We start from the raw sequence: 17634 nt of genomic DNA on the forward strand, positions 1-17634 counted from the left end.
GGTGACGTACCTAGAGCGACTTCAGTAGGGTTTGCATGGTGTCGATCTCCTGTTGCTGATTAGTCACGATCGATTGCGCCAGCGCGATGGCCGGAGTGTACTGACCGGAATGAATTTCGTTCTGGGCCATGGTGATTGCGCCTTGATGGTGCTGAATCATCTGGGTGAGAAATAGCTTGCTAGCCTCGATGCCTTGAGCGTTTCGCAGAGCCTGCATGTCCTGGTCAGACATCATCCCCTGCATTCCGGTCATCCCGGGCATGCCGCTGTGGCTTGGCATTCCCGGCATTGTGGTTGCGGGTGTGCTGCTGAGGGCAGTTGTTGGCGCAGTCGTTTGCTGCGCCCACTGGGTCAGCCATGTCTGCATCTGTTGGATCTCGGGCCCCTGCGCCGCCTTGATCTTGTTGGCCAGGTCGATCACGCGAGTGTCGATGCCCTGCTTACCAAGGATGATGTCGCTCATCTGGATCGCTTGCTGGTGGTGAGTAATCATGCTCTGGGCGAAGGTGACGTCGTCAGCATTGTGCGCCGAAGGAGTGCTCTCGGCCGAACCTGACGCCCTAGAAGGCATGCGAAAGGTGTTGCTAGGCGCGGACGGATTCTCTGAGTCGCCGCACGCTACCATGGTCAGTAGCACCGCGATTGCTGCTGCGGTAAGGGTAAATAGCCGTCGCCTCACCATGGCTTCCTTTCGGGATACGCGCCCGGCCTGTTGGGTATACCGGGTATAGGTACTTTACCTTTGCTCCCGTACCCGATAAGTATGCCGCCAAACTTTACGGCTGATGTTGGCTGGCCTGGAATGGGCTGAGTGATTGTCTGCGGCGCTCACGTGAGCGGGTTGAACCTGCGAGGTCGCAGGCTGTTGCGGACGACGAATACCGAGGAGAAAGCTATCGCAGCGCCAGCCAGCATGGGTTGAGCAGGCCGGCGGCCGCCAGTGGCAGCGCAGCGATGTTGTAGGCGAAGGCATCGAACAGGTTTCTCTTGATGGTAGTTAAGGTATTGCGGGAGAGGCGGATTGCGTCGGTGACTACGCGCAAGTCAGCGCGGTTCGGTGTCGAGTCGCTCGCCTCGATGGCGACATTGGTGCCGGTGCCCGTCGCGAGCCTGAGGTCGGCCTGGGCGAGGGCGGGCGCATCGTTGACGCCATCACCGATCATGGCAACAATTCTGCCGTCGGCCTGCAATTGCTTGATGGTCTGACCCCCGAGCCGGGCTTGGCCCGCCAAGATGACTTGGGGATCGAGTTCACGACCTCCAGGGCGGCGCCCCTGTGGTCACCGGCGGCGGCGAGCACTTCCGCCAACGCCACCGCCCGATCGTCTGGGTCTTCGATCGCGGCGGAGACGCGAGAGCTTGCATTGCGGTGTCGTGTGCGCGGGCGTTCTCGCCTCTCGCTATCGATTTCACCGTGACCCGGTCGGGCGCTCGCCAGCGCGAAAACGCATCCGCCCGGGGCCGGCCGCGTTGCTCGACTACGCCCGCGTCGGCGACGCCCGGACTGACCGTCGTCTCCTACATCCCATAGCGCCGACAATTCAGAACTACGTGGGGCCTTAACGTGTCAGTCCGTTGCTGTTGTTTGTGGGGTGCTCCAGCGTTCTTCAATGCGCCCGAAGCGCCAGACCGTTAATGCGATCAGCCAGGTGGCGATGAAGAGGACGACGACGGTGTAGCCGATGGCGCCGAGTTTTAGCGAAGCGATCCAGCCTAGGAAACCGGAGTCGATGCCGAGTTTCTCGGCGAGCAGCCCGAGGAGTTCGATGAGCCCGATGATCAGGGCGATCGCTACTGACAGCGCGGTAATGGCCAGGTTGTAGAAGACTTTGCGGACCGGTCTGAGGAACGCCCAGCCGTACGCGCGGGACATGAACACTCCGTCGAGGGTGTCGAAGATGCACATGCCGGCCGCGAAAAGGGTCGGCAGGACCAGGACCGCGTACCAGGGCAGCGCGAATGCGGCCGAGCCAGCGGCCAGCACCAGTAGCGCGACCTGGCTGGCGGTGTCGAACCCCAGCCCGAACAACAGCCCCACCGGATACATCTGCCAGGGCTTGGTGATCGAGCGCATGATCGGCCCCAGGATGCGGGCCATGAAGCCGCGGGAGTTGAGCTGGCGTTCCATCTCGGCCTCGTCGAGCGCGCCGCTGCGCATCTGGCGGAACACCTTGACGATGCCGACGAGGGCCACCAGGTTGATCAGTCCGATTAGCATCAGGAACACCCCGGAGACGATGGTGCTCACCAGGCCCAGGTTCTCCTGCAACGCCGACCTGTTCCTCTCGGGCCCGATCTGCCCGGCGAGTGCGCGAAATCCCAAGGCCAGCATTAGCGAAACGGTAAACACGACCGTGGAGTGGCCCAGGGAGAAAAAGAACCCCACCGACATTGCGCGGCGGTTCTCCCCGACCAGCTTGCGGGTGGTGTTGTCGATCGCAGCGATGTGATCGGCGTCGAAGGCGTGGCGCGACCCGAGCAGGAACGCGGTGACACCCAGCCCCACACCGAACACCCCCGATGGGCCCAGGTCGTAATGCCGCGGCGCGATGAACAACGCCAGCACACCCCACCCGAGAACGTTGAGCAGCAAGATAAACCCAGCCATCCCCGCCAGCGATACCCAGTCCTGGGGGGACAGGCTAGCGCGGAACCGGGCTAATCGGGATCCGTCAGCCACAGCAGCAGGGGCGCGGGCCATGGGTTTCCTTACCTTGTCGAGTCACGCTGCGCGCCGACCACGATAGTGCACACCTCACCGCGACAGACCACGACGGACGCTCCGTACCCAACGTGGGTGCACTGGACTTGCAATATAAATGCCGCCCCACTTAGCAAGGAAACCAGGACACCGAGCGGTGCGCTGCTGAATCGCGGCGGGTGTGATGAGGGCGGCGGCAGACGATCCTGACCAAGCCCGCCCCGATACCGGTGAGGACCGCATCCGAACGCTGTTTCGCAAGCACGGATTGCGTTGCACCACAACGCGGATGGCGATGCTCTCGGTACTAATGATCGACCACCTGTAGTGATGTGTCCTCACCGAGCCGCCGTCTGGCCAGTCGCGCACGCGTCACGGGATCGATACCGGTGACGGCGGCACGTCCACGCAGCGCATCGGAAAGGCACCCGAGCCACAGCCAGCGTCCAGGACCTCGTCGAGGGCAAGGGCCAGCACCCGTGGGCCGTTCATAGTGCGCGTTCATCTGGTTGTTCTCATTCTTCGCCGCCTAGGCCTCACGAAGATGTCGTAGTCGTTGATTTTGCTCCGTTCTGCGCCTTGCCGGGGTCTTCGAGCATGTCAGAGATGGGTGCCATCTTGGACCCGCACGTGCAAGTTCTCGAACTTTTGCAGAGATGGGGCGAGAAGTCGCTCACCGGTATTGACACCGCGGCGCCGCTGCCCGCCGCACAGCGCCTTAATGCATTGGCCGAAGCGATCTTTCGGGCCGATGTGGGCACTTCGGAAACGCATCGGGTCGAATGGACGAGCCGGCTGGATTTCAGCACCCCGGCGTGGCGATTCGGCGAGCGCGCGGACCATTATTGGCTTCGCCAACCCGTACCCCAGACCGCGGTTCGCGAGTGTGGCGGGCGAAGCGTATTTCGTTGTGGGCGTCGAGCCCGGGCAGGCCGCCGGCGTCGCAGAACTCGATCCCGCTGTGGCGCAGGATAGCTCAAAGCGTTCGTGGATGGCCCGCACTGGGAGAGTCGCCTATGTCGAGGTTGGCGGCGCTACTGTGGCTGTCTTCACCGTTGCTGCTCCCCAACCGGATCCAGTCGCTGATCAAGTCCCACGAGGGCAGCCGGTCGGGCCGGTCTTTCACCGCGGCGTCGGCGCCTCCGCACCGGCCACCCACACGCTCGAGTGGCTAGTCGCCCGTCAGGCACGCACTGGGCCGCCGAGTATGGCGGGTGGTGTGCCGGATGGCGTCCCTTGGTTAGTGTCCGTTGTCAATCTATTTAGGCGTCTTCGGCGCTCTGACCTGCAGTGTCCCAGCTAGATTGGCAAGATCGGCGTCTTGGGTTTGCCAATCTATCTGGGGCGGCTCGGTGTTGTCGTGGTCGGTGCCGTTGTGGTCGGGTCTTGCCGGGTGAGGCGGGCGGCGAGATCGTTGACGCGGTCGGCGATGTCGTCGCGGATTAGCCGCATCCGTTCGAGGCCCTTGATGCCGCGCAGGGAGGGTTCGTCGGTGTCCCAGATTTCGATGGGTGTTCCGGCGACGCGTTGGACGTGGGCTTTGGTGCCGACAACGACAATGAGGTCGGCGGCCTGGAGCATCTTGTTGGTCAGTTGCACGGGACGGTGGTTGGTGACGTCGATACCTAGTTCCGCCAGGACTTGCGCAGACTCGAGGTTGACGTTGGTTTTGGCGTTGGTGCCGGCCGAGGTGGCGATGATCTGACCTGGCGCCGTGTGCTGCATGAGGCCTTGTGCCATCACGGATTTGCCGGTGTTGCTGACGCAGACGAACAGGACCGCAGGTGGTGTCACGTGGCGTTCTCCGGTGTGGCGGGCTTCAGGTGATCGGGCTGCGCTCGAATCAGTGGCTGACCGTGACGGTGAGGTCAGCCAGCAGCCGGCGGACACGTTGGTCGATGTCATCGCGGATTTGCCGCACGGCGTCGAGGCCTTGGCCGGCGGGGTCTGGGAGTTCCCAGTTTTCGTAGCGCCTTCCGGGGAAGATCGGGCACGAGTCGCCGCATCCCATGGTGATCACGACGTCGGCTGCCTGCAGGATCTCGTCGGTCCAGGGTTTGGGGTATTCGCCGGTGATGTCGATGTCGACTTCGGCCATGGCGGCGATTGCGGCGGGGTTGACCTCATTGCCGGGCTCGGATCCGCCCGACCAGGCGATCGCGTTGTCGCCGGCCAGGTGGGTGAAGAACCCAAGGGCCATCTGGGAGCGGCCGGCGTTGTGGGTGCAGATGAACAGCACGGTGGGCTTGGCGTCGCCAGATTTGCCCTCGATGCGGGCCAGTGCGCGCAGGCGTTGGCGGGCGAACCGCTCGGCCAACAAGGGCGGGAGGTTAGGAAAGGATGCGCGACCCGCTAACTGGTCGCCGGAGGACTGCAGGAAGCGTTTAATGGTTTCGATGTCAAACGTGCCATCGAACTCGCCGTGTAGGCGGGTCGCCGTCGTCGATGCGAGCTGTTGGTCGGTGGACAGGTCTGTGCGGACTGGGTGGGTTGCGGGGTTGTCGGTCATGGTGTGGCGTCCGTTGTCGTCGCCGAGTGGGCGGGGATGTGTTGGGGGGTGTGGTGGGTGAAGCGGCGCCGCAATGCCAGCGAGACATAAACCAGCGCAACCAGGACGGGTACTTCGATGAGTGGCCCGACGACCCCGGCCAAAGCTTGCCCGGAGGTCGCACCGTAGGTGGCGATTGCCACCGCGATGGCGAGTTCGAAGTTGTTGCCCGCAGCGGTGAATGCCAGGGTGGTGGTGCGCTCATACCCGAGATCGAGCAGGGTGCCGAGTAGGTAGCCACCGCCCCACATGATGGCGAAGTAGGCCAGCAGCGGCAGGGCAATGCGAGCCACGTCCCACGGGTGGTTGGTGATCTGATCGCCTTGCAGCGCGAAGAGAATCACGATGGTGAACAGCAGCCCGTAGAGCGCCCACGGCCCGACACGGGGCAGGAACTTCCTCTCGTACCAGTCGCGACCCTTGGTCTTTTCCCCGATGCGTCGGGACAGGTATCCGGCGAGCAGGGGGATGCCGAGGAATATGACCACGGATTTGGCAATCTGCCAGGGTGAGGTGTCGATGGTGGTTTGTTCCAGTCCCAGCCAGCCGGGCAGCACCGACAGGTAGAACCAGCCCAGCACCGCGAACATGACGACTTGGAAGATCGAGTTCAGGGCGACGAGGACGGCGGCGGCTTCGCGGTCGCCGCAGGCCAGGTCGTTCCAGATGATGACCATGGCGATGCAGCGGGCAAGTCCGACGATGATTAGCCCGGTGCGGTATTCGGGCAGATCAGGCAGCAGCAGCCAGGCCAGGGTGAACATCAACGCCGGGCCGAGAACCCAGTTCGCCAGCAGGGAGGCGACCAGGAGTTTGCGGTCGCCGGTCACGGTGTCGAGCCGGTCATAGCGGACCTTCGCCAAGACCGGATACATCATGATCAGCAAGCCCACTGCGATGGGCAGTGAAATCCCGTCCAGCTGAACGCTTTCCAGCGCCGTATTCAAGCCCGGGATCCACCGCCCGAGCAGCAACCCGGCGATCATCGCCACGCCGATCCAGATCGGCAGGAACCGGTCGAGGGTGGAGAGCTTGGCCATCACGGCCGATGCGGGAGATACCGCAGCGTCAGTCATGCCGGGGCCCCCGCCGTGTCGGCAGCGGCGCCCAGCAGCACCGACAGGCTGGCCAGCGCGTCGGGTACCACCGCGTAATACACCCACGACGCTCGACGCTCAGAAGTGAGCAGCCCCGCGTCACGCAGCACCTTGAGGTGATGGCTCACGGTGGGCTGGGAAACCTCCAACCCGCCCGAGATGTCACAGACGCAGGCTTCCCCGCCAGCGTGGCTGGCGATCGCCGAGAACAACTGCAGCCGGACCGGATCAGCCAGCGCCTTGAGCTTGCTCGCCATATCCGCGGCCGCCGCGGCCGACAGTGGCTCACGCAGCAGCGCCCCGGGTGGGCAACAGCCCTGGTCGGTCAACAACTCCGATGACTTCGACATGCATCGATATTGACAGATATCGAATCCAGTTGGCAAATGAACGCTAGGTGTGGCAGGTGAAGGTGAGCTGCTTCGCGTGGAAGTCGAAGTGGCGCCCGGGGTATCGGTAGACCTCTTCAAGCGTCATGTAGTCGGAGAAGAACGGATCCCACCTCGGTGGGAAATGCATGCCGCGACGCAGGTCATCGTCGGTCTCTCGTGCGAGTCGGCGTTGCAGTGCAGCGATGACCCGGTCAAATTTGGCGCCCATCCGTCGCCGGTTGTAGAACAATGCGGCCGAGCATGATCCGTAGTAGTTGATCTGATGAAACGGCGTCGTCGCCGCGTTGAGCAGCCGGGCGTATGCCGCGCTCACCCCGTCAGGCAGGCGGCCCATCACCCGCACGAGTCGCAGCAGCCGTTGCACGACCATGTAGCCGAACACCATGTGGAACAGCAATTGCTCATTGGTCCATCGGGTTCCATACGATGGTGTGCGCCAGTCGTCTGTGCCGGCCGCTGCTAACAGCTGATGAAACGTCACACGCGCGCGCTCCAGGTCAGCAGCTATGGCGTCGCGGTCCATGCCCCGATCATGCGCCTACCGCGGCCAGGTCGCCATGGCCGCGGTAGGTCGCGAGCGACTAGCAGCAGGATGCTGTTGCAGTTTCTGCTTCCGTGGACGATCCGCCGCAGCACACGGCGGCGTCGGCGTCCGCTGGCCGCTGCGGGCTGGTGCCGAAGGTGTCGGAATCGGCCAACACGGTGTAGACCTCCCACTTCTCCCCGGCCGGGCCACTCACCCACACCTTGTCCTGGGTGGCGAAGCAACAGGTGGTGCCGATCTCCTCATCGGTGAACAAACCCGCACCGGAGAGCCGAGCAATCTCGGCGTGCACCTGCTCGCTGGACTCGACCTCGACACCGAGGTGGTTGATGGTGCCGCCCTGGCCGGGGTTTTCCAGCAGCACCAGCTTCACCGGGGGTTCGGCAACGGCGAAGTTGGCATAACCCGGCTTCACCTTCGCTGGGGTGGTGTTGAACAGCTTGGAGTAAAACGTGATCGCCTCATCGAGATCATCGACATTGAGGGCGAGTTGAACACGGGACATAAGCGGATCCTCCTCCGACTTGTGAGACATATATCGAACTAGCGCGCCGATGCCCAACATGCCACCTTTTTGATATATGTCAAGAACCATGGCAGGATAGGGAGATGCCTAAAGCGTTGCCGGTGATCGACATGTCCGCGCCGGTCTGCTGCGCGCCGGTGGCAGCGGGGCCGATCAGCGATGAGAACGCCCTGGCGGTGGCGATGCGACTGAAGGCGATCGCCGATCCGGTGCGGGTGAAGATCATGTCGTATCTGTTCAGCTCCGCCGCCGGTGAGGAAACCAGTGGGGACCTGGCCACCGTCCTGGCAATCTCGGAGTCCACGGTCAGCCACCATCTCGGCCAACTACGCAAAGCCGGGCTCGCCATCTCAGATCGCCGCGGCATGAACGTCTTTCACCGGGTGCGGCCGGAATCGCTGCAAGCGTTGTGCGCGGTGCTCGACCCCACCTGCTACTTGTAGCCGTGAGATTTAGTAGCCGAACCACCGTGGCGGACGCCCGTGGTTGTGTCGCGCAGTCACGGCCGGTATGGCGCACCGTTGTGTCCACCATCGACCGCATGGGCAGATCCGGCGGACGGCGCAGGCTGCCGGCGATGATCTGCTGAATCATGGATCCCAGATTCAATGAGAAAGACACGCACTTACCCCAGCTTCAATGAGAATGCCCCAACATCAATGAGAACGGACAACGGACATGGACGGGCGGATCGGGCCGGTACGGCAATACGCAGAAGTGTTGTTGCACATAGCATTACGTCACAGTGACGGATTTAGCTCCCCGGCAGGCCGGTTCCCTCCCCGCATCTGACCGCTTTTACCGCTGGCCTTGATGGCTGTCGGTGACCATGTCGATCGGTGGGATGTAGCCGGTGATGCTGTTGATGGTGCGATGCAGGCCGTGGTGGAGCGCGTTGATGTCGCAGCGGGCCAGACCGCCATTAGTGGCGATGACGTGTTCGATGGTGAACGCTAGATCGTTGATGGTGCCCAGGATGCGGCGGTCGGTGGTCTTCGCCACGGCCACCTTCTGGGGATCGAGTTCGCCGAGCGTATCGATGGGCAGGTGTTCGGCTTGCAGCGCGGCCTGGATCGCCGAGACGACGGCCGAGCCGATCGGGCGCAGGCCGGTGGCAGTGACGTTCGGCATGAACACCGAGAACAAGGTGCCGGCGTGGGTCACCAGCAGGCACTTGCGCCGGTCGATCCAGATCAGGTGGGCATACCAGTCCTGCGGGCAGGCTTCGCCGAGGGCCGACTCAGACACCCCCACTAGCGCCAACACCTTGGCGGTGCATCGCAGCATCACGAGTCATGATCGTAGGCAAAGCTACCGGCGATCGGTACACAACAACACCGTGACGGTGCCCTCACCGTCTGCGGACTGTGCCATGATCTGCGCGATCCGCAAATGCTTCTCTCGCAGTCGCTCGAGTTTTGTAGAGCTTCCCTGGGCTTGATGTTCTTTGGCAGACGTAGTCATTGAGATCGGGACTGAAACATATTGCTGTGCAGCCGCTTTCATTCGACAACGAATTGGCGACTGCCGTGCTGACTCATGGATAAGTTTGATTATTTATGGTCTATTCGTCGGAGATACATTGGCGCTTGGACGGCTCGCCGGACGCGCCCGTCGGCAAAGCGGACAACTCGCAAACGTCCATTCCTTGTGAGGTTTGGACGTAACCAATCCCGAGAGACGGAACGGCGACCAAATGCGGGCGACGGCTCTTACCATAGCTCCGCCGAAAATCGAAAGAAGCTCTCGGCCAACACATTACGTGGGTGAGCCGATTCGACCAGCCCACGCTGCTGCGAAATGCAATTATCAGTGCCGACGACGACGACGCGACGAAGGTCGACAAGACCTTGAGATTCTTTCAGGTGGCTTCACCCGAGGCCTTCGACAAGCGCTGGATGCAACGTAGGGTTTCATTTCGGCGCAGCCAAGCATTCACCGTCGCTGAACACAACACCGCACTATCGCTGCGCCTAGTGGAACTCTCCGCGGCCCATACCGATACAGCTCCGCTCAGTATGCGAAACATTCGGAAAGCCGCCAAAGCGTTGCCGGCTATACCAACCTCTCGGTCACCAACGGGTTTCTCGCGGCCCGCACGACGCTGGCCACAGCGGGTGTCGTTCTGACCTTCGTCCGGGAAGTTCCCGGCACTAGAATTAACGCCGCCACATGGTGGCTCGACGGCGAAACCCCTGTCATCGGAATGACCGAGCGGCATCGCAAACCCGACATCTTTTGGTTTAACCTCGCGCACGAGCTTGGCCATGTGGTCAAACATCAGCGTCGTATAACCTTTCTCGACCTTGATTGCGAAAGAGGGGACGATGACCCTGCAGAAGACGAAGCCGATGCATTTGCCTGCGAGACACTGTTTCCCGGCGAGGCAAATCACCTCATCGCCAAGGCTCGCTCGCGACAGGATCTTGTTGTTCTGGCTGCTCGTCTGGGGATAGGCGTCGCGGTTGTTGCCGGCCGGTACGCGAAACTACAGACGACTGGAAAGTTGCGAGTCCCCTGCGCGGCAAGATCACCGACACCGATATCGCGGAGCTCGAGAAACTGGTGACCGACGGTGCTTCATAGTCGGCTCTACAAAACACCGGTCGCCGCCCCGCGAACACGATGGATAACCGGGATTATCCGGCGGGTGCTCGTGGACAACCCCTGATATGCGGACCAAACATCGGACCGCCCACAGTGACGAAGTCAGGTCACCCGTCAGAAGTGTGCCGTTTCTGCGTCCGGTTTACACTGGCTGATGTTGTAGACGAGCTACGGAATCTGGTGAAACTCCAGAACGGTCGCGCCACTGTCTAAAGTCAGACCCGCGGCCCGTCATCAGCCCGAGCGGGACGCGAGATTCCCAGAAGGAGCACATGATGGCGCATTCGCAAACAACCCAGGTGGGCACGCGCGATCTGTCAACGGCGCGTTCGGCGCTCTGGTTGGCGGCAACCGCTTTCCTGGCGCTGTTGGTGCTCTACTTGGTCGGTATAGACCAAGGCGCGGTATCGCTGTTCGGCAACGACACGTACGTGCACGAGTTCTTACATGACCCAAGGCATCTGATCGGATTTCCCTGCCACTGAGCCGTCCACATGGAAAAGCGTCTGATAGCGCGCGGTGTCCTGGCGGGCGCGGTTGGTGCTGTGCTGGCGTTCGTCTTCGCCCGGCTACTGGCTGAGCCGGTCATTGCCCGCGCAATAGAGTATGAAGACGGCCGCATCGACGCAGCGCACCCTTCGGGCGTTCACGAACACGGCGCCGAACTGTTCACCCGCGGCACACAGGGCAACGCCGGATTAGGTTTCGGTTTGCTGTTTTTCGGCATCGCGATAGGTGCCCTGTTCGCTGTCGCCTTCTGCGTCGCTTATGGACGATCGAAAGATGTTAGCCCACGCGCTCTTTCGATCCGCCTGGCGAGCGGAATCTTCACCGCGGTATACCTGGTGCCGTTCGTGAAATACCCGTCAAATCCGCCGGCCGTCGGTCAATCGGACACGATCGGCGCGCGCACCCGATGGTATCTGGTGATGCTGCTGGTGTCGGTTGCGCTGGCGATCGGCGCGCTATTGCTGGCCAGGCTGCTTGCAGCGCGACTTGGTGCGTGGAACGCTGGGCTGACCGCAGCCGGAGGCTACATCGTCGTGATCGCGGCAGTCATGCTGCTATGGCCGACTGTTGACGAGACCCCTGAGCCTCTGCGCGACTCCGCGGGGACGATCACCTATCCTGGCTTCCCCGCTGATGTTCTCTATCAGTTCAGGTTGGTGTCGCTGGGTACGCAGCTGGTGCTGTGGGTGACCATGGGACTGGTCTTTTCGATGCTTGCAGACCGACTACTGGGCGAGCGGGGCAAGAACCTGACGGGCGGCGAGCCTCGTGGCGTAACCGATGCATGACCGCTGTTGTCCTGCATGACCCTGGTGTCGCATGCGATGACCGAGGCCATGGCGGTCGGACGTTTTCCGCTCAGCGACACCGCGGTCCCTGGTTAGCCGCATGTCCTTTATGCCGGCTCACTGCGGCGCGGCACTGAATCACCAATGCCAAATGCCAGCCCTTAGCCCGGTCGGCGAGCGGGATCCCGAAGTCCGCGGTGTTCAGGTTGCCCTGCAGGTCTCCGTCGTAAACGGCCACGCGGCGGGCGAACGGCCACGGCGACGGTGGTACCAACGGACCGAGCGTGATTGCGAGTGACCCCACTCCGATCTACTATCTTTGTACATAGATAGTAGATATCCCGAGACGGTTTGCCACTAATGCCACCGGCCCGGGCCGCATATTTGAGCAATGTCACAGCAGCAGAAGCCGGGGGTGTACAGACGGCCAGACAAGTGACATCGGTCACCACGCCAGCCCGTCAATCGGCGAACCTATAGGACGGAGACCACTGTCATGTTTACCGGTACCGCTCGCCGTGCGGGCGTCGTGGCTACCGCCGCAGTGCTATTGGTCGGCGCCGCAATCCTGCGGGCAGTGCAGCAGTGGCCGACCCGAGCCAGGACGACCAGTTTTTGGCATCGCTCGACAGACATGGCATTCCCGCCCTCGAGAACGTACCGAGCCTGATTGCGCTAGCCCATGAGGTTTGTGGCCGCCTTGACGGCGGCATGCCGTTCGATGGCGTAGTCGAGTCGATGACCAACTTTGCGGTCAACCATGACCCGAACCTGCGCCAATACCGTCGCGACCGCCTCACACGCACCTTCTCCCGCTTCGTCACTGCGGCTGTGCAGGTCTACTGCCCCTTCAACCAGGACAAGTTGGCCCCTGTCACGGCTAATTCCGCGCCCGGATTGAATGAACCCACGCCCCGGGTTGCTGCGTACACGCACAGCACAGTGACCTCAGAATGCGATTTGCGCTGCCGCCTGCCGGCGCCGGTCATGATCAACACGCCGGCGGCGGGCCGGAAACGGGCATCCAGCGGGGTGGTGCGACGGCTTTACTCGATGGGCGGCGGCGTCTTTGTTGCGGGCCCCTGCTGCGGCGACCGATCAGACTGCAACTCGCTTCTCGCTCCGCTGGTCGAAACCGTTTCTACAGGGGAGACCGTCGCGCCGAGTCCACCTCAGATTCCGGTGCCATCGCCTCCGCCAGCGCATGTCCTCCTACCCCCACGGACACCCGCACCGCAGCAGCCGCCGCCCCTGCCCCAGGAGCCGCCGCCGCTACCTCAGGAGCCGCCACCCCCGCCTCGGGAGCCGCCGCCAGCGCCACCCCAAGAGCCCCCGCCGCCCCAGGAGCCGCCGCCCCCGACGCAACAGGTGGCGCTCCCGCCAATGCTCCTCTGCCGGGGAGTGCTGCTGGCAGTGGCGGCGGTGGTGACGGCGGTGCCGGCAGCGGTGGTGGCGGCGGTGCCGGCAGCGGTGGCGCTGGCGGCGGCGACCGCGGTCGCGGCCCGATGGAGCCTTCTCCTACGCCTTCCATGCCGCCAGGCATTATCAGAGTCGCACCATGAAACAGGAACCGCGCCCCGGCCTTTGACAGAGCCCGCCGCTGACCCGGGATAGGCCGACGGCGTGAATGAGGTTGCCGCAATGCGGAGGCTGAGCTCGGAATGGGCAGGGCGGCGGCGCGGGCATCCGCCCATCGATTACGCTGCCGAGCAACTCGTGGCCAACCCCATGCAGCTGATCGGCCAGCCGTTGGAGTCGGACGTCCCGTGTGAGAGCCCGTTGCGGACCAGACGATTAGCAGTCTCTACCGAATCGCAGTCATCGAGTCGGTCGCAGTTGATCTTGAAGGAGCTGCAGATCGCCGAGCCGCTCTCGGATGTCCAGGCCCGGCGGCGATCGCTGCCTCTCCGCCGAGCTACCAGAGTTGCGCCATCGCCAATCGCGAGGCGAGATGGGCCGCAATGGCTGCAGTCGGATGTTTTGTCGGGTTTTTGCTCAACCACCTCGTCGGTGAGCGGATGGTGGGAGATCCAATGGTCCGGGCTGGCCTGCGGATCCGCGAGGCCGCCAATGGCCATGAGGCGACCGCGTTAAGGGTGATCACGCTCGGCGCGTGGACGTCGTCGTCAACGTAACGCTGTCGGCGTTGCTGGACCTTGTCGGTGGCTTCTTCTGTCAGCCGCCATGCCGGGGTCGAGCCGTTGCATTGCAGGCATCCACTACCGGGGGTTAAGCACCCTCAGCCGACGAGACACAGGACCTAGGGACTCACTGCAGAACGCGTGGACTATTCACGGGGTCCCGGTGACCGTGCATGTGTATTCAATCGGTACTAGCAATCTCGCTGATTTGTCATTTGCGTGGACCAGTGGAGTGCGACAATGTAACACGTAAGGCAATGACGAAGTAGGAAGCCGGTGTGAATCCGGTGCGGTCCCGCCACTGTAATCGGGAAGCGACCCTCATAGGCCACGGCGAAAGCTGGAAGGCGAGGCGAGCAGCGATCCGAGAGCCAGGAGACTCGCGTCATCGCGTCCTGCGACCCGGGGCGGTGTACCCCGAGAGAGCTGATCGTCGATGCTCGCATGGCTCAGGCCGGCATTCCGATGACCGCCCCGATTTGGATGGCCGCACCGCCCGAGGTGCACTCGGCGCTGCTAAGTAGCGGCCCGGGCTCAGGCTCGTTGCTCGCTGCCGCGGCGGCGTGGACTTCGCTGAGCTCCGAATACGCGGAGACAGCTCAAGAACTCATGGCGGTGTTGGCGGCGGTGCAGGCCGGGACCTGGGACGGCCCGACTGCTGCTGCCTACGTGGCCGCCCATGCGCCTTACCTGGCGTGGCTGGCGCAGGCCAGCGCCGACAGCGCGGCCACCGCTGTGCGACAAGAAACTGCGGCAGCCACGTACACGACCGCCCTGGCCGACATGCCGACGCTGCTGGAGTTGGCCGCTAACCACGCCACGCACGCGGTGCTGTCAGCCACCAATTTTTTTGGCATCAATACGATCCCGATCGCCCTGAACGAAGCCGACTATGTGCGGATGTGGATTCAGGCCGCGACGGTGATGAGCACCTATCAAGAGCTCATCGATGCGCTGGTGGCGGCTGCTTCGCATCCCCTGTCGGCGCCGTACATCGTCAACGCAGCCCAAGCGCTGGCGAAGATTATCAATGGGCAGTTCCCGTTGCCCGCCGACCAACAGAACGACTTCTTTCAATGGTTGGAGCAGATCGGATACGTCGAGTACTACGACGCCAACTTCCAACCGTTAATCGACGCTCTGTTCGAGAGCCCGTATTTTCAATCGATGTTCGCCGGATTCGATCCGTACCTGCCACTGCTGGGTAACCCACTTTCGTTCCTGAGCCCGTTCAACATCGCGTTCGCGCTCGGTTACCCGATGGACATCGGTCAGTACGCCGCATTCTTGGCGCAGACGTTCTTTTACATCTCCCTGGATCTCACTGCGGCATTCGCGTCGGGTAACCCGACGACCATCGGTTTCACCATTCTCTTCGTCACCGTCGAAGCCGTCGGCACGATCATCACCGACACCATCGCGTTGCTGAAGACTCTGCTAGAGCAGACGATCGTGCTGATCACGGTTCTGGTGCCGCTGCTGACTGCTCCTTTGGTGCCGTTGGCTGCAGCGGCGGTGTTGACACCGATCGGCGTCAAGGGCCTGGCGGCGTTGGCCGCCGTAGCATCGCCGCCGGCGCCTCCTGTGGTGCCCGCCACGCCGCCCCTTGCGGCGCTTGCCCCCAGCATTCTCTCCTCTAGTGCGTCCCCGACACCGCCTCCCGCGGAGGCGATCGCTTCGACACCCGCGCCCGGAGCGCCGCCGCCGGCGGCCGCGCCACCGTCGGTGAGTGGGGCGGGCGCGGGCCTAGGTATGGGTGCGGGGATGGAAAATTTCGGCTACCTGGTCGGTGACCTTGCCTCAGCTGCCAAACGCGCGGCCGGCGCCGGTGCCCGGAAGAAAGCACCCGCACCCGACAGTGCCGAGGCCCCCGGTGCCGCGGCGACTCCCCCCGAGCCGTCCGCGGCACCGCGGCGCCGGCGGGCGAAGGTCACTATGCTGGGTCGCGGCTACGAATACATGGATTTGGAGCCCGATGCGGGCGGTTCGTCGGCTTCAAATCAGGGCGCGAGAACGCTGGGGTTCGCCGGAACCGTGCCGCGTCCGAACATCTCTGCGGCGGCCGGTTTGATCACACTGGCCGACGACGCGTTTGGTGGCGGTCCGCGCATGCCGATGATGCCGGGCACTTGGGCCGCCGACTCGGCGTCGAACTCCCAACCGGACGACGGGGTAGGCGGCAACCCATAGCCCGGCGGGACGGGAGGCAAGTGCGCGATGGCCGCACGCCACCGGCCTCGACCGCTGATTTCTCACGGAACCGAAGCGGGCCAACATGCCGCCAAAGTTGAAGGCGGCCCACAACGCAGCGTGCCCATCGAAGCCGAACTACTCGCGGTCATCGAGACCTACCGGAACAGCCGCGCGATCGGCTTCCCCGGCGCCGAAAGCGCCGAGCCGCGACCAGATCCGGCCTCAGCGCAGGTTGTCGCGGTCCTCAGCTCGTCATCGGCCGCGATGGCCAAACCACCCAGGGAACACTCCGCCCAGCGAGTCGAGGCTTCGAGGCGGGGCCAGCGACACCTTGACCGGTGCTCGGCCCCCTGCTACCAAGTCGCGAGCCGACGTTGAATGAACGGCTAGGTGTTGACTAGCGGGGGAGCCGTCGAAGATCAGCGCGTCGTGTCTGGCATCGGGTGATCTTGCGGCTGGTGTTGTTCTGCGAGCTTAATTGGTGGTCGATTTGATGCGGACCCCAATAGTGAGGGCGACCCTATTGCGGTGGGCCGCCTGCACTTTGGTTCGGCAGATCGGTGATCGGGATGTTCGGCGCGGGCTTCGACGACGCGGTAGCCGGCAACGTCGGTATGGCCGCGGGATCGATGTCGTGCAACAAGTTGACTGGGGGCCCGTTTTCCCGCCCTCCGTAACTGCTGCCCGGTGAACGCGAGCCAAGGAGGTGACTTACCGTGACCACATGATAGCCGTTGGCCGCCAGCACCGGGAGAAACTGATACACCAGATCCACGGTGCTGGAATAGGTGTCGTGTAGCAGCACCACTGATCCGGGCTTGATCTGGGTGATCAGCATGGAGCGTGTGGCGGCGGTGTTGGCGTCGTTGATCCAGTCGTACGGGATGACATCCCAGTTGACGTCGGCCAGGCCCTGCCTTCTGGCTTCGCTGAGCACGACGTCGTTGATCAGCCCGCCGGCGGTGCGCAGCAGTGTGGGTTTGTATACGATCGCCGCGGCAATGGCTTGGGAGGCGGCCGCCAACTGTCGCGGGATCTGGGCTGGATCGATCGTGGTCATATTGGGGTGTTCCCAGGTGTGGTTGCCTACCTCCATGCCTGCGTCGACGATGCGCTTGGCCGCTTGTGGATCGCGGGCCACCTTGTTGCCGATCAAGAAGAACGTCGCCTTCGCGTCACGCTGATGTAGCACCTGCAACAGCCGGTCGGTAAACGGGGTCGGCCCGTCGTCGAACGTCAGTGCCACGCACTTGGCCTTGTGGCAATCCACGTGATCGGGGTCCTGTGCGCGGCGGTACCACACTGCAGCCCCGATCGCTGCCGCCACCACGACCACGACAACGGCGGCCGCCACCACCGCCCAGCCGTTGCGGCGGCTCATGCGCAGTCTGACCACCATCGCTCCCCTCCTAATCTGTGTCCGCACCGATCCGGCGGAGCCTACGCCCAAGGTGGCCTCCGGCATCCACCGAGCAGACCGGGACATCAACGATTTTGGGCTGGTCGAGCAGTTTCGGCGCCAGCGGGCGGTCACTGTGGACCTTGTCGGGGATGGTCTATCGGTCGGGATTGCGGGCGTGCTCGTCT

Annotated in this window: 16 protein-coding genes, 2 pseudogenes and 1 riboswitch; of the genes and pseudogenes, 7 read left to right on the top strand and 11 right to left on the bottom strand. The window is 63.3% G+C overall.

Features of this window, described 5'->3' with window-relative positions:
• Positions 1–10: 10 nt before the first annotated feature.
• From AC5Y4D_RS06025 to AC5Y4D_RS06065, 9 genes and pseudogenes are all read right to left on the bottom strand, one after another.
• Complete coding sequence (locus AC5Y4D_RS06025) at positions 11–682, bottom strand: DUF305 domain-containing protein (protein WP_500036695.1); 672 nt, start codon at positions 680–682, stop codon at positions 11–13.
• 146 nt (positions 683–828) lie between these two features.
• Positions 829–1199, bottom strand: a pseudogene (locus tag AC5Y4D_RS06030) (heavy metal translocating P-type ATPase); the annotation flags it as partial.
• 368 nt (positions 1200–1567) lie between these two features.
• Positions 1568–2701, bottom strand: coding sequence for a Nickel transporter NicT (gene nicT, locus AC5Y4D_RS06035; protein WP_500036696.1), 1134 nt, complete (start codon positions 2699–2701; stop codon positions 1568–1570).
• 1335 nt (positions 2702–4036) lie between these two features.
• Positions 4037–4495 carry an arsenate-mycothiol transferase ArsC gene (locus AC5Y4D_RS06040; RefSeq protein WP_500036697.1) on the bottom strand — a complete coding sequence of 153 codons (459 nt, stop codon included), beginning with the start codon at positions 4493–4495 and terminating at the stop codon, positions 4037–4039.
• Between the two features lie 49 nt (positions 4496–4544).
• Positions 4545–5210 (bottom strand): arsenate reductase ArsC, encoded by a 666-nt coding sequence (locus AC5Y4D_RS06045; RefSeq protein WP_500036698.1) that lies wholly within the window; start codon positions 5208–5210, stop codon positions 4545–4547.
• Positions 5211–5248: 38 nt separating this feature from the next.
• Positions 5249–6325: pseudogene (gene arsB / locus AC5Y4D_RS06050) on the bottom strand (ACR3 family arsenite efflux transporter); the annotation flags it as partial.
• Positions 6322–6696 (bottom strand): ArsR/SmtB family transcription factor, encoded by a 375-nt coding sequence (locus tag AC5Y4D_RS06055; protein WP_500036699.1) that lies wholly within the window; start codon positions 6694–6696, stop codon positions 6322–6324. The gene AC5Y4D_RS06055 and the pseudogene arsB, both read right to left, overlap by 4 nt.
• 43 nt (positions 6697–6739) lie before the next feature.
• A complete protein-coding gene (locus AC5Y4D_RS06060; protein WP_500036700.1) occupies positions 6740–7261 on the bottom strand; it encodes a DinB family protein in 522 nt (173 codons plus the stop codon).
• Positions 7262–7319: 58 nt separating this feature from the next.
• Positions 7320–7787, bottom strand: a complete 468-nt coding sequence (locus AC5Y4D_RS06065) for an ArsI/CadI family heavy metal resistance metalloenzyme (RefSeq protein WP_500036801.1) — start codon at positions 7785–7787, stop codon at positions 7320–7322.
• Positions 7788–7891: 104 nt separating this feature from the next.
• Here AC5Y4D_RS06065 and AC5Y4D_RS06070 point away from each other — a divergent pair, with 104 nt between their 5' ends.
• Positions 7892–8251 carry an Rv2640c family ArsR-like transcriptional regulator gene (locus AC5Y4D_RS06070; protein WP_500036701.1) on the top strand — a complete coding sequence of 120 codons (360 nt, stop codon included), beginning with the start codon at positions 7892–7894 and terminating at the stop codon, positions 8249–8251.
• Between the two features lie 355 nt (positions 8252–8606).
• Here the strand turns inward: AC5Y4D_RS06070 and AC5Y4D_RS06075 are convergent, their stop codons facing one another.
• The gene (locus tag AC5Y4D_RS06075; protein ID WP_500036702.1) at positions 8607–9095 is read right to left on the bottom strand and encodes a DUF6933 domain-containing protein; all 489 of its coding nucleotides are present in this window, start codon (positions 9093–9095) and stop codon (positions 8607–8609) included.
• Between the two features lie 479 nt (positions 9096–9574).
• Here AC5Y4D_RS06075 and AC5Y4D_RS06080 point away from each other — a divergent pair, with 479 nt between their 5' ends.
• From AC5Y4D_RS06080 to AC5Y4D_RS06105, 6 genes are all read left to right on the top strand, one after another.
• Positions 9575–9937, top strand: coding sequence for a hypothetical protein (locus AC5Y4D_RS06080; protein WP_500036703.1), 363 nt, complete (start codon positions 9575–9577; stop codon positions 9935–9937).
• A 29-nt stretch (positions 9938–9966) separates the two neighbouring features.
• Positions 9967–10377, top strand: coding sequence for an ImmA/IrrE family metallo-endopeptidase (locus AC5Y4D_RS06085; protein ID WP_500036802.1), 411 nt, complete (start codon positions 9967–9969; stop codon positions 10375–10377).
• Between the two features lie 313 nt (positions 10378–10690).
• A complete protein-coding gene (locus AC5Y4D_RS06090; protein ID WP_500036704.1) occupies positions 10691–10900 on the top strand; it encodes a CbtB domain-containing protein in 210 nt (69 codons plus the stop codon).
• A 9-nt stretch (positions 10901–10909) separates the two neighbouring features.
• On the top strand, positions 10910–11713 hold the full coding sequence (locus AC5Y4D_RS06095; protein WP_500036705.1) for a CbtA family protein: 804 nt from the start codon (positions 10910–10912) through the stop codon (positions 11711–11713).
• A 585-nt stretch (positions 11714–12298) separates the two neighbouring features.
• The gene (locus AC5Y4D_RS06100; RefSeq protein WP_500036706.1) at positions 12299–13327 is read left to right on the top strand and encodes a DUF732 domain-containing protein; all 1029 of its coding nucleotides are present in this window, start codon (positions 12299–12301) and stop codon (positions 13325–13327) included.
• A 750-nt stretch (positions 13328–14077) separates the two neighbouring features.
• Positions 14078–14256: riboswitch (cobalamin riboswitch) on the top strand.
• Between the two features lie 63 nt (positions 14257–14319).
• On the top strand, positions 14320–16044 hold the full coding sequence (locus tag AC5Y4D_RS06105; protein WP_500036707.1) for a PPE family protein: 1725 nt from the start codon (positions 14320–14322) through the stop codon (positions 16042–16044).
• Between the two features lie 523 nt (positions 16045–16567).
• Here AC5Y4D_RS06105 and AC5Y4D_RS06110 read toward each other — a convergent pair.
• Positions 16568–17446, bottom strand: coding sequence for a polysaccharide deacetylase family protein (locus AC5Y4D_RS06110; protein ID WP_500036708.1), 879 nt, complete (start codon positions 17444–17446; stop codon positions 16568–16570).
• Positions 17447–17634: the final 188 nt, after the last annotated feature.

The organism is Mycobacterium sp. NGS67 (assembly GCF_059812185.1).

Coding starts and splice junctions, on each gene's coding strand:
- nicT (WP_500036696.1), bottom strand. CDS start 2,701: ATGGCCCGCGCCCCTGCTGCTGTGGCTGACGGATCCCGATTAGCCCGG.
- AC5Y4D_RS06065 (WP_500036801.1), bottom strand. CDS start 7,787: ATGTCCCGTGTTCAACTCGCCCTCAATGTCGATGATCTCGATGAGGCG.
- AC5Y4D_RS06060 (WP_500036700.1), bottom strand. CDS start 7,261: ATGGACCGCGACGCCATAGCTGCTGACCTGGAGCGCGCGCGTGTGACG.
- AC5Y4D_RS06105 (WP_500036707.1), top strand. CDS start 14,320: ATGACCGCCCCGATTTGGATGGCCGCACCGCCCGAGGTGCACTCGGCG.
- AC5Y4D_RS06055 (WP_500036699.1), bottom strand. CDS start 6,696: ATGTCGAAGTCATCGGAGTTGTTGACCGACCAGGGCTGTTGCCCACCC.
- AC5Y4D_RS06075 (WP_500036702.1), bottom strand. CDS start 9,095: ATGCTGCGATGCACCGCCAAGGTGTTGGCGCTAGTGGGGGTGTCTGAG.
- AC5Y4D_RS06090 (WP_500036704.1), top strand. CDS start 10,691: ATGGCGCATTCGCAAACAACCCAGGTGGGCACGCGCGATCTGTCAACG.
- AC5Y4D_RS06025 (WP_500036695.1), bottom strand. CDS start 682: ATGGTGAGGCGACGGCTATTTACCCTTACCGCAGCAGCAATCGCGGTG.
- AC5Y4D_RS06110 (WP_500036708.1), bottom strand. CDS start 17,446: ATGGTGGTCAGACTGCGCATGAGCCGCCGCAACGGCTGGGCGGTGGTG.
- AC5Y4D_RS06095 (WP_500036705.1), top strand. CDS start 10,910: ATGGAAAAGCGTCTGATAGCGCGCGGTGTCCTGGCGGGCGCGGTTGGT.
- AC5Y4D_RS06045 (WP_500036698.1), bottom strand. CDS start 5,210: ATGACCGACAACCCCGCAACCCACCCAGTCCGCACAGACCTGTCCACC.
- AC5Y4D_RS06070 (WP_500036701.1), top strand. CDS start 7,892: ATGCCTAAAGCGTTGCCGGTGATCGACATGTCCGCGCCGGTCTGCTGC.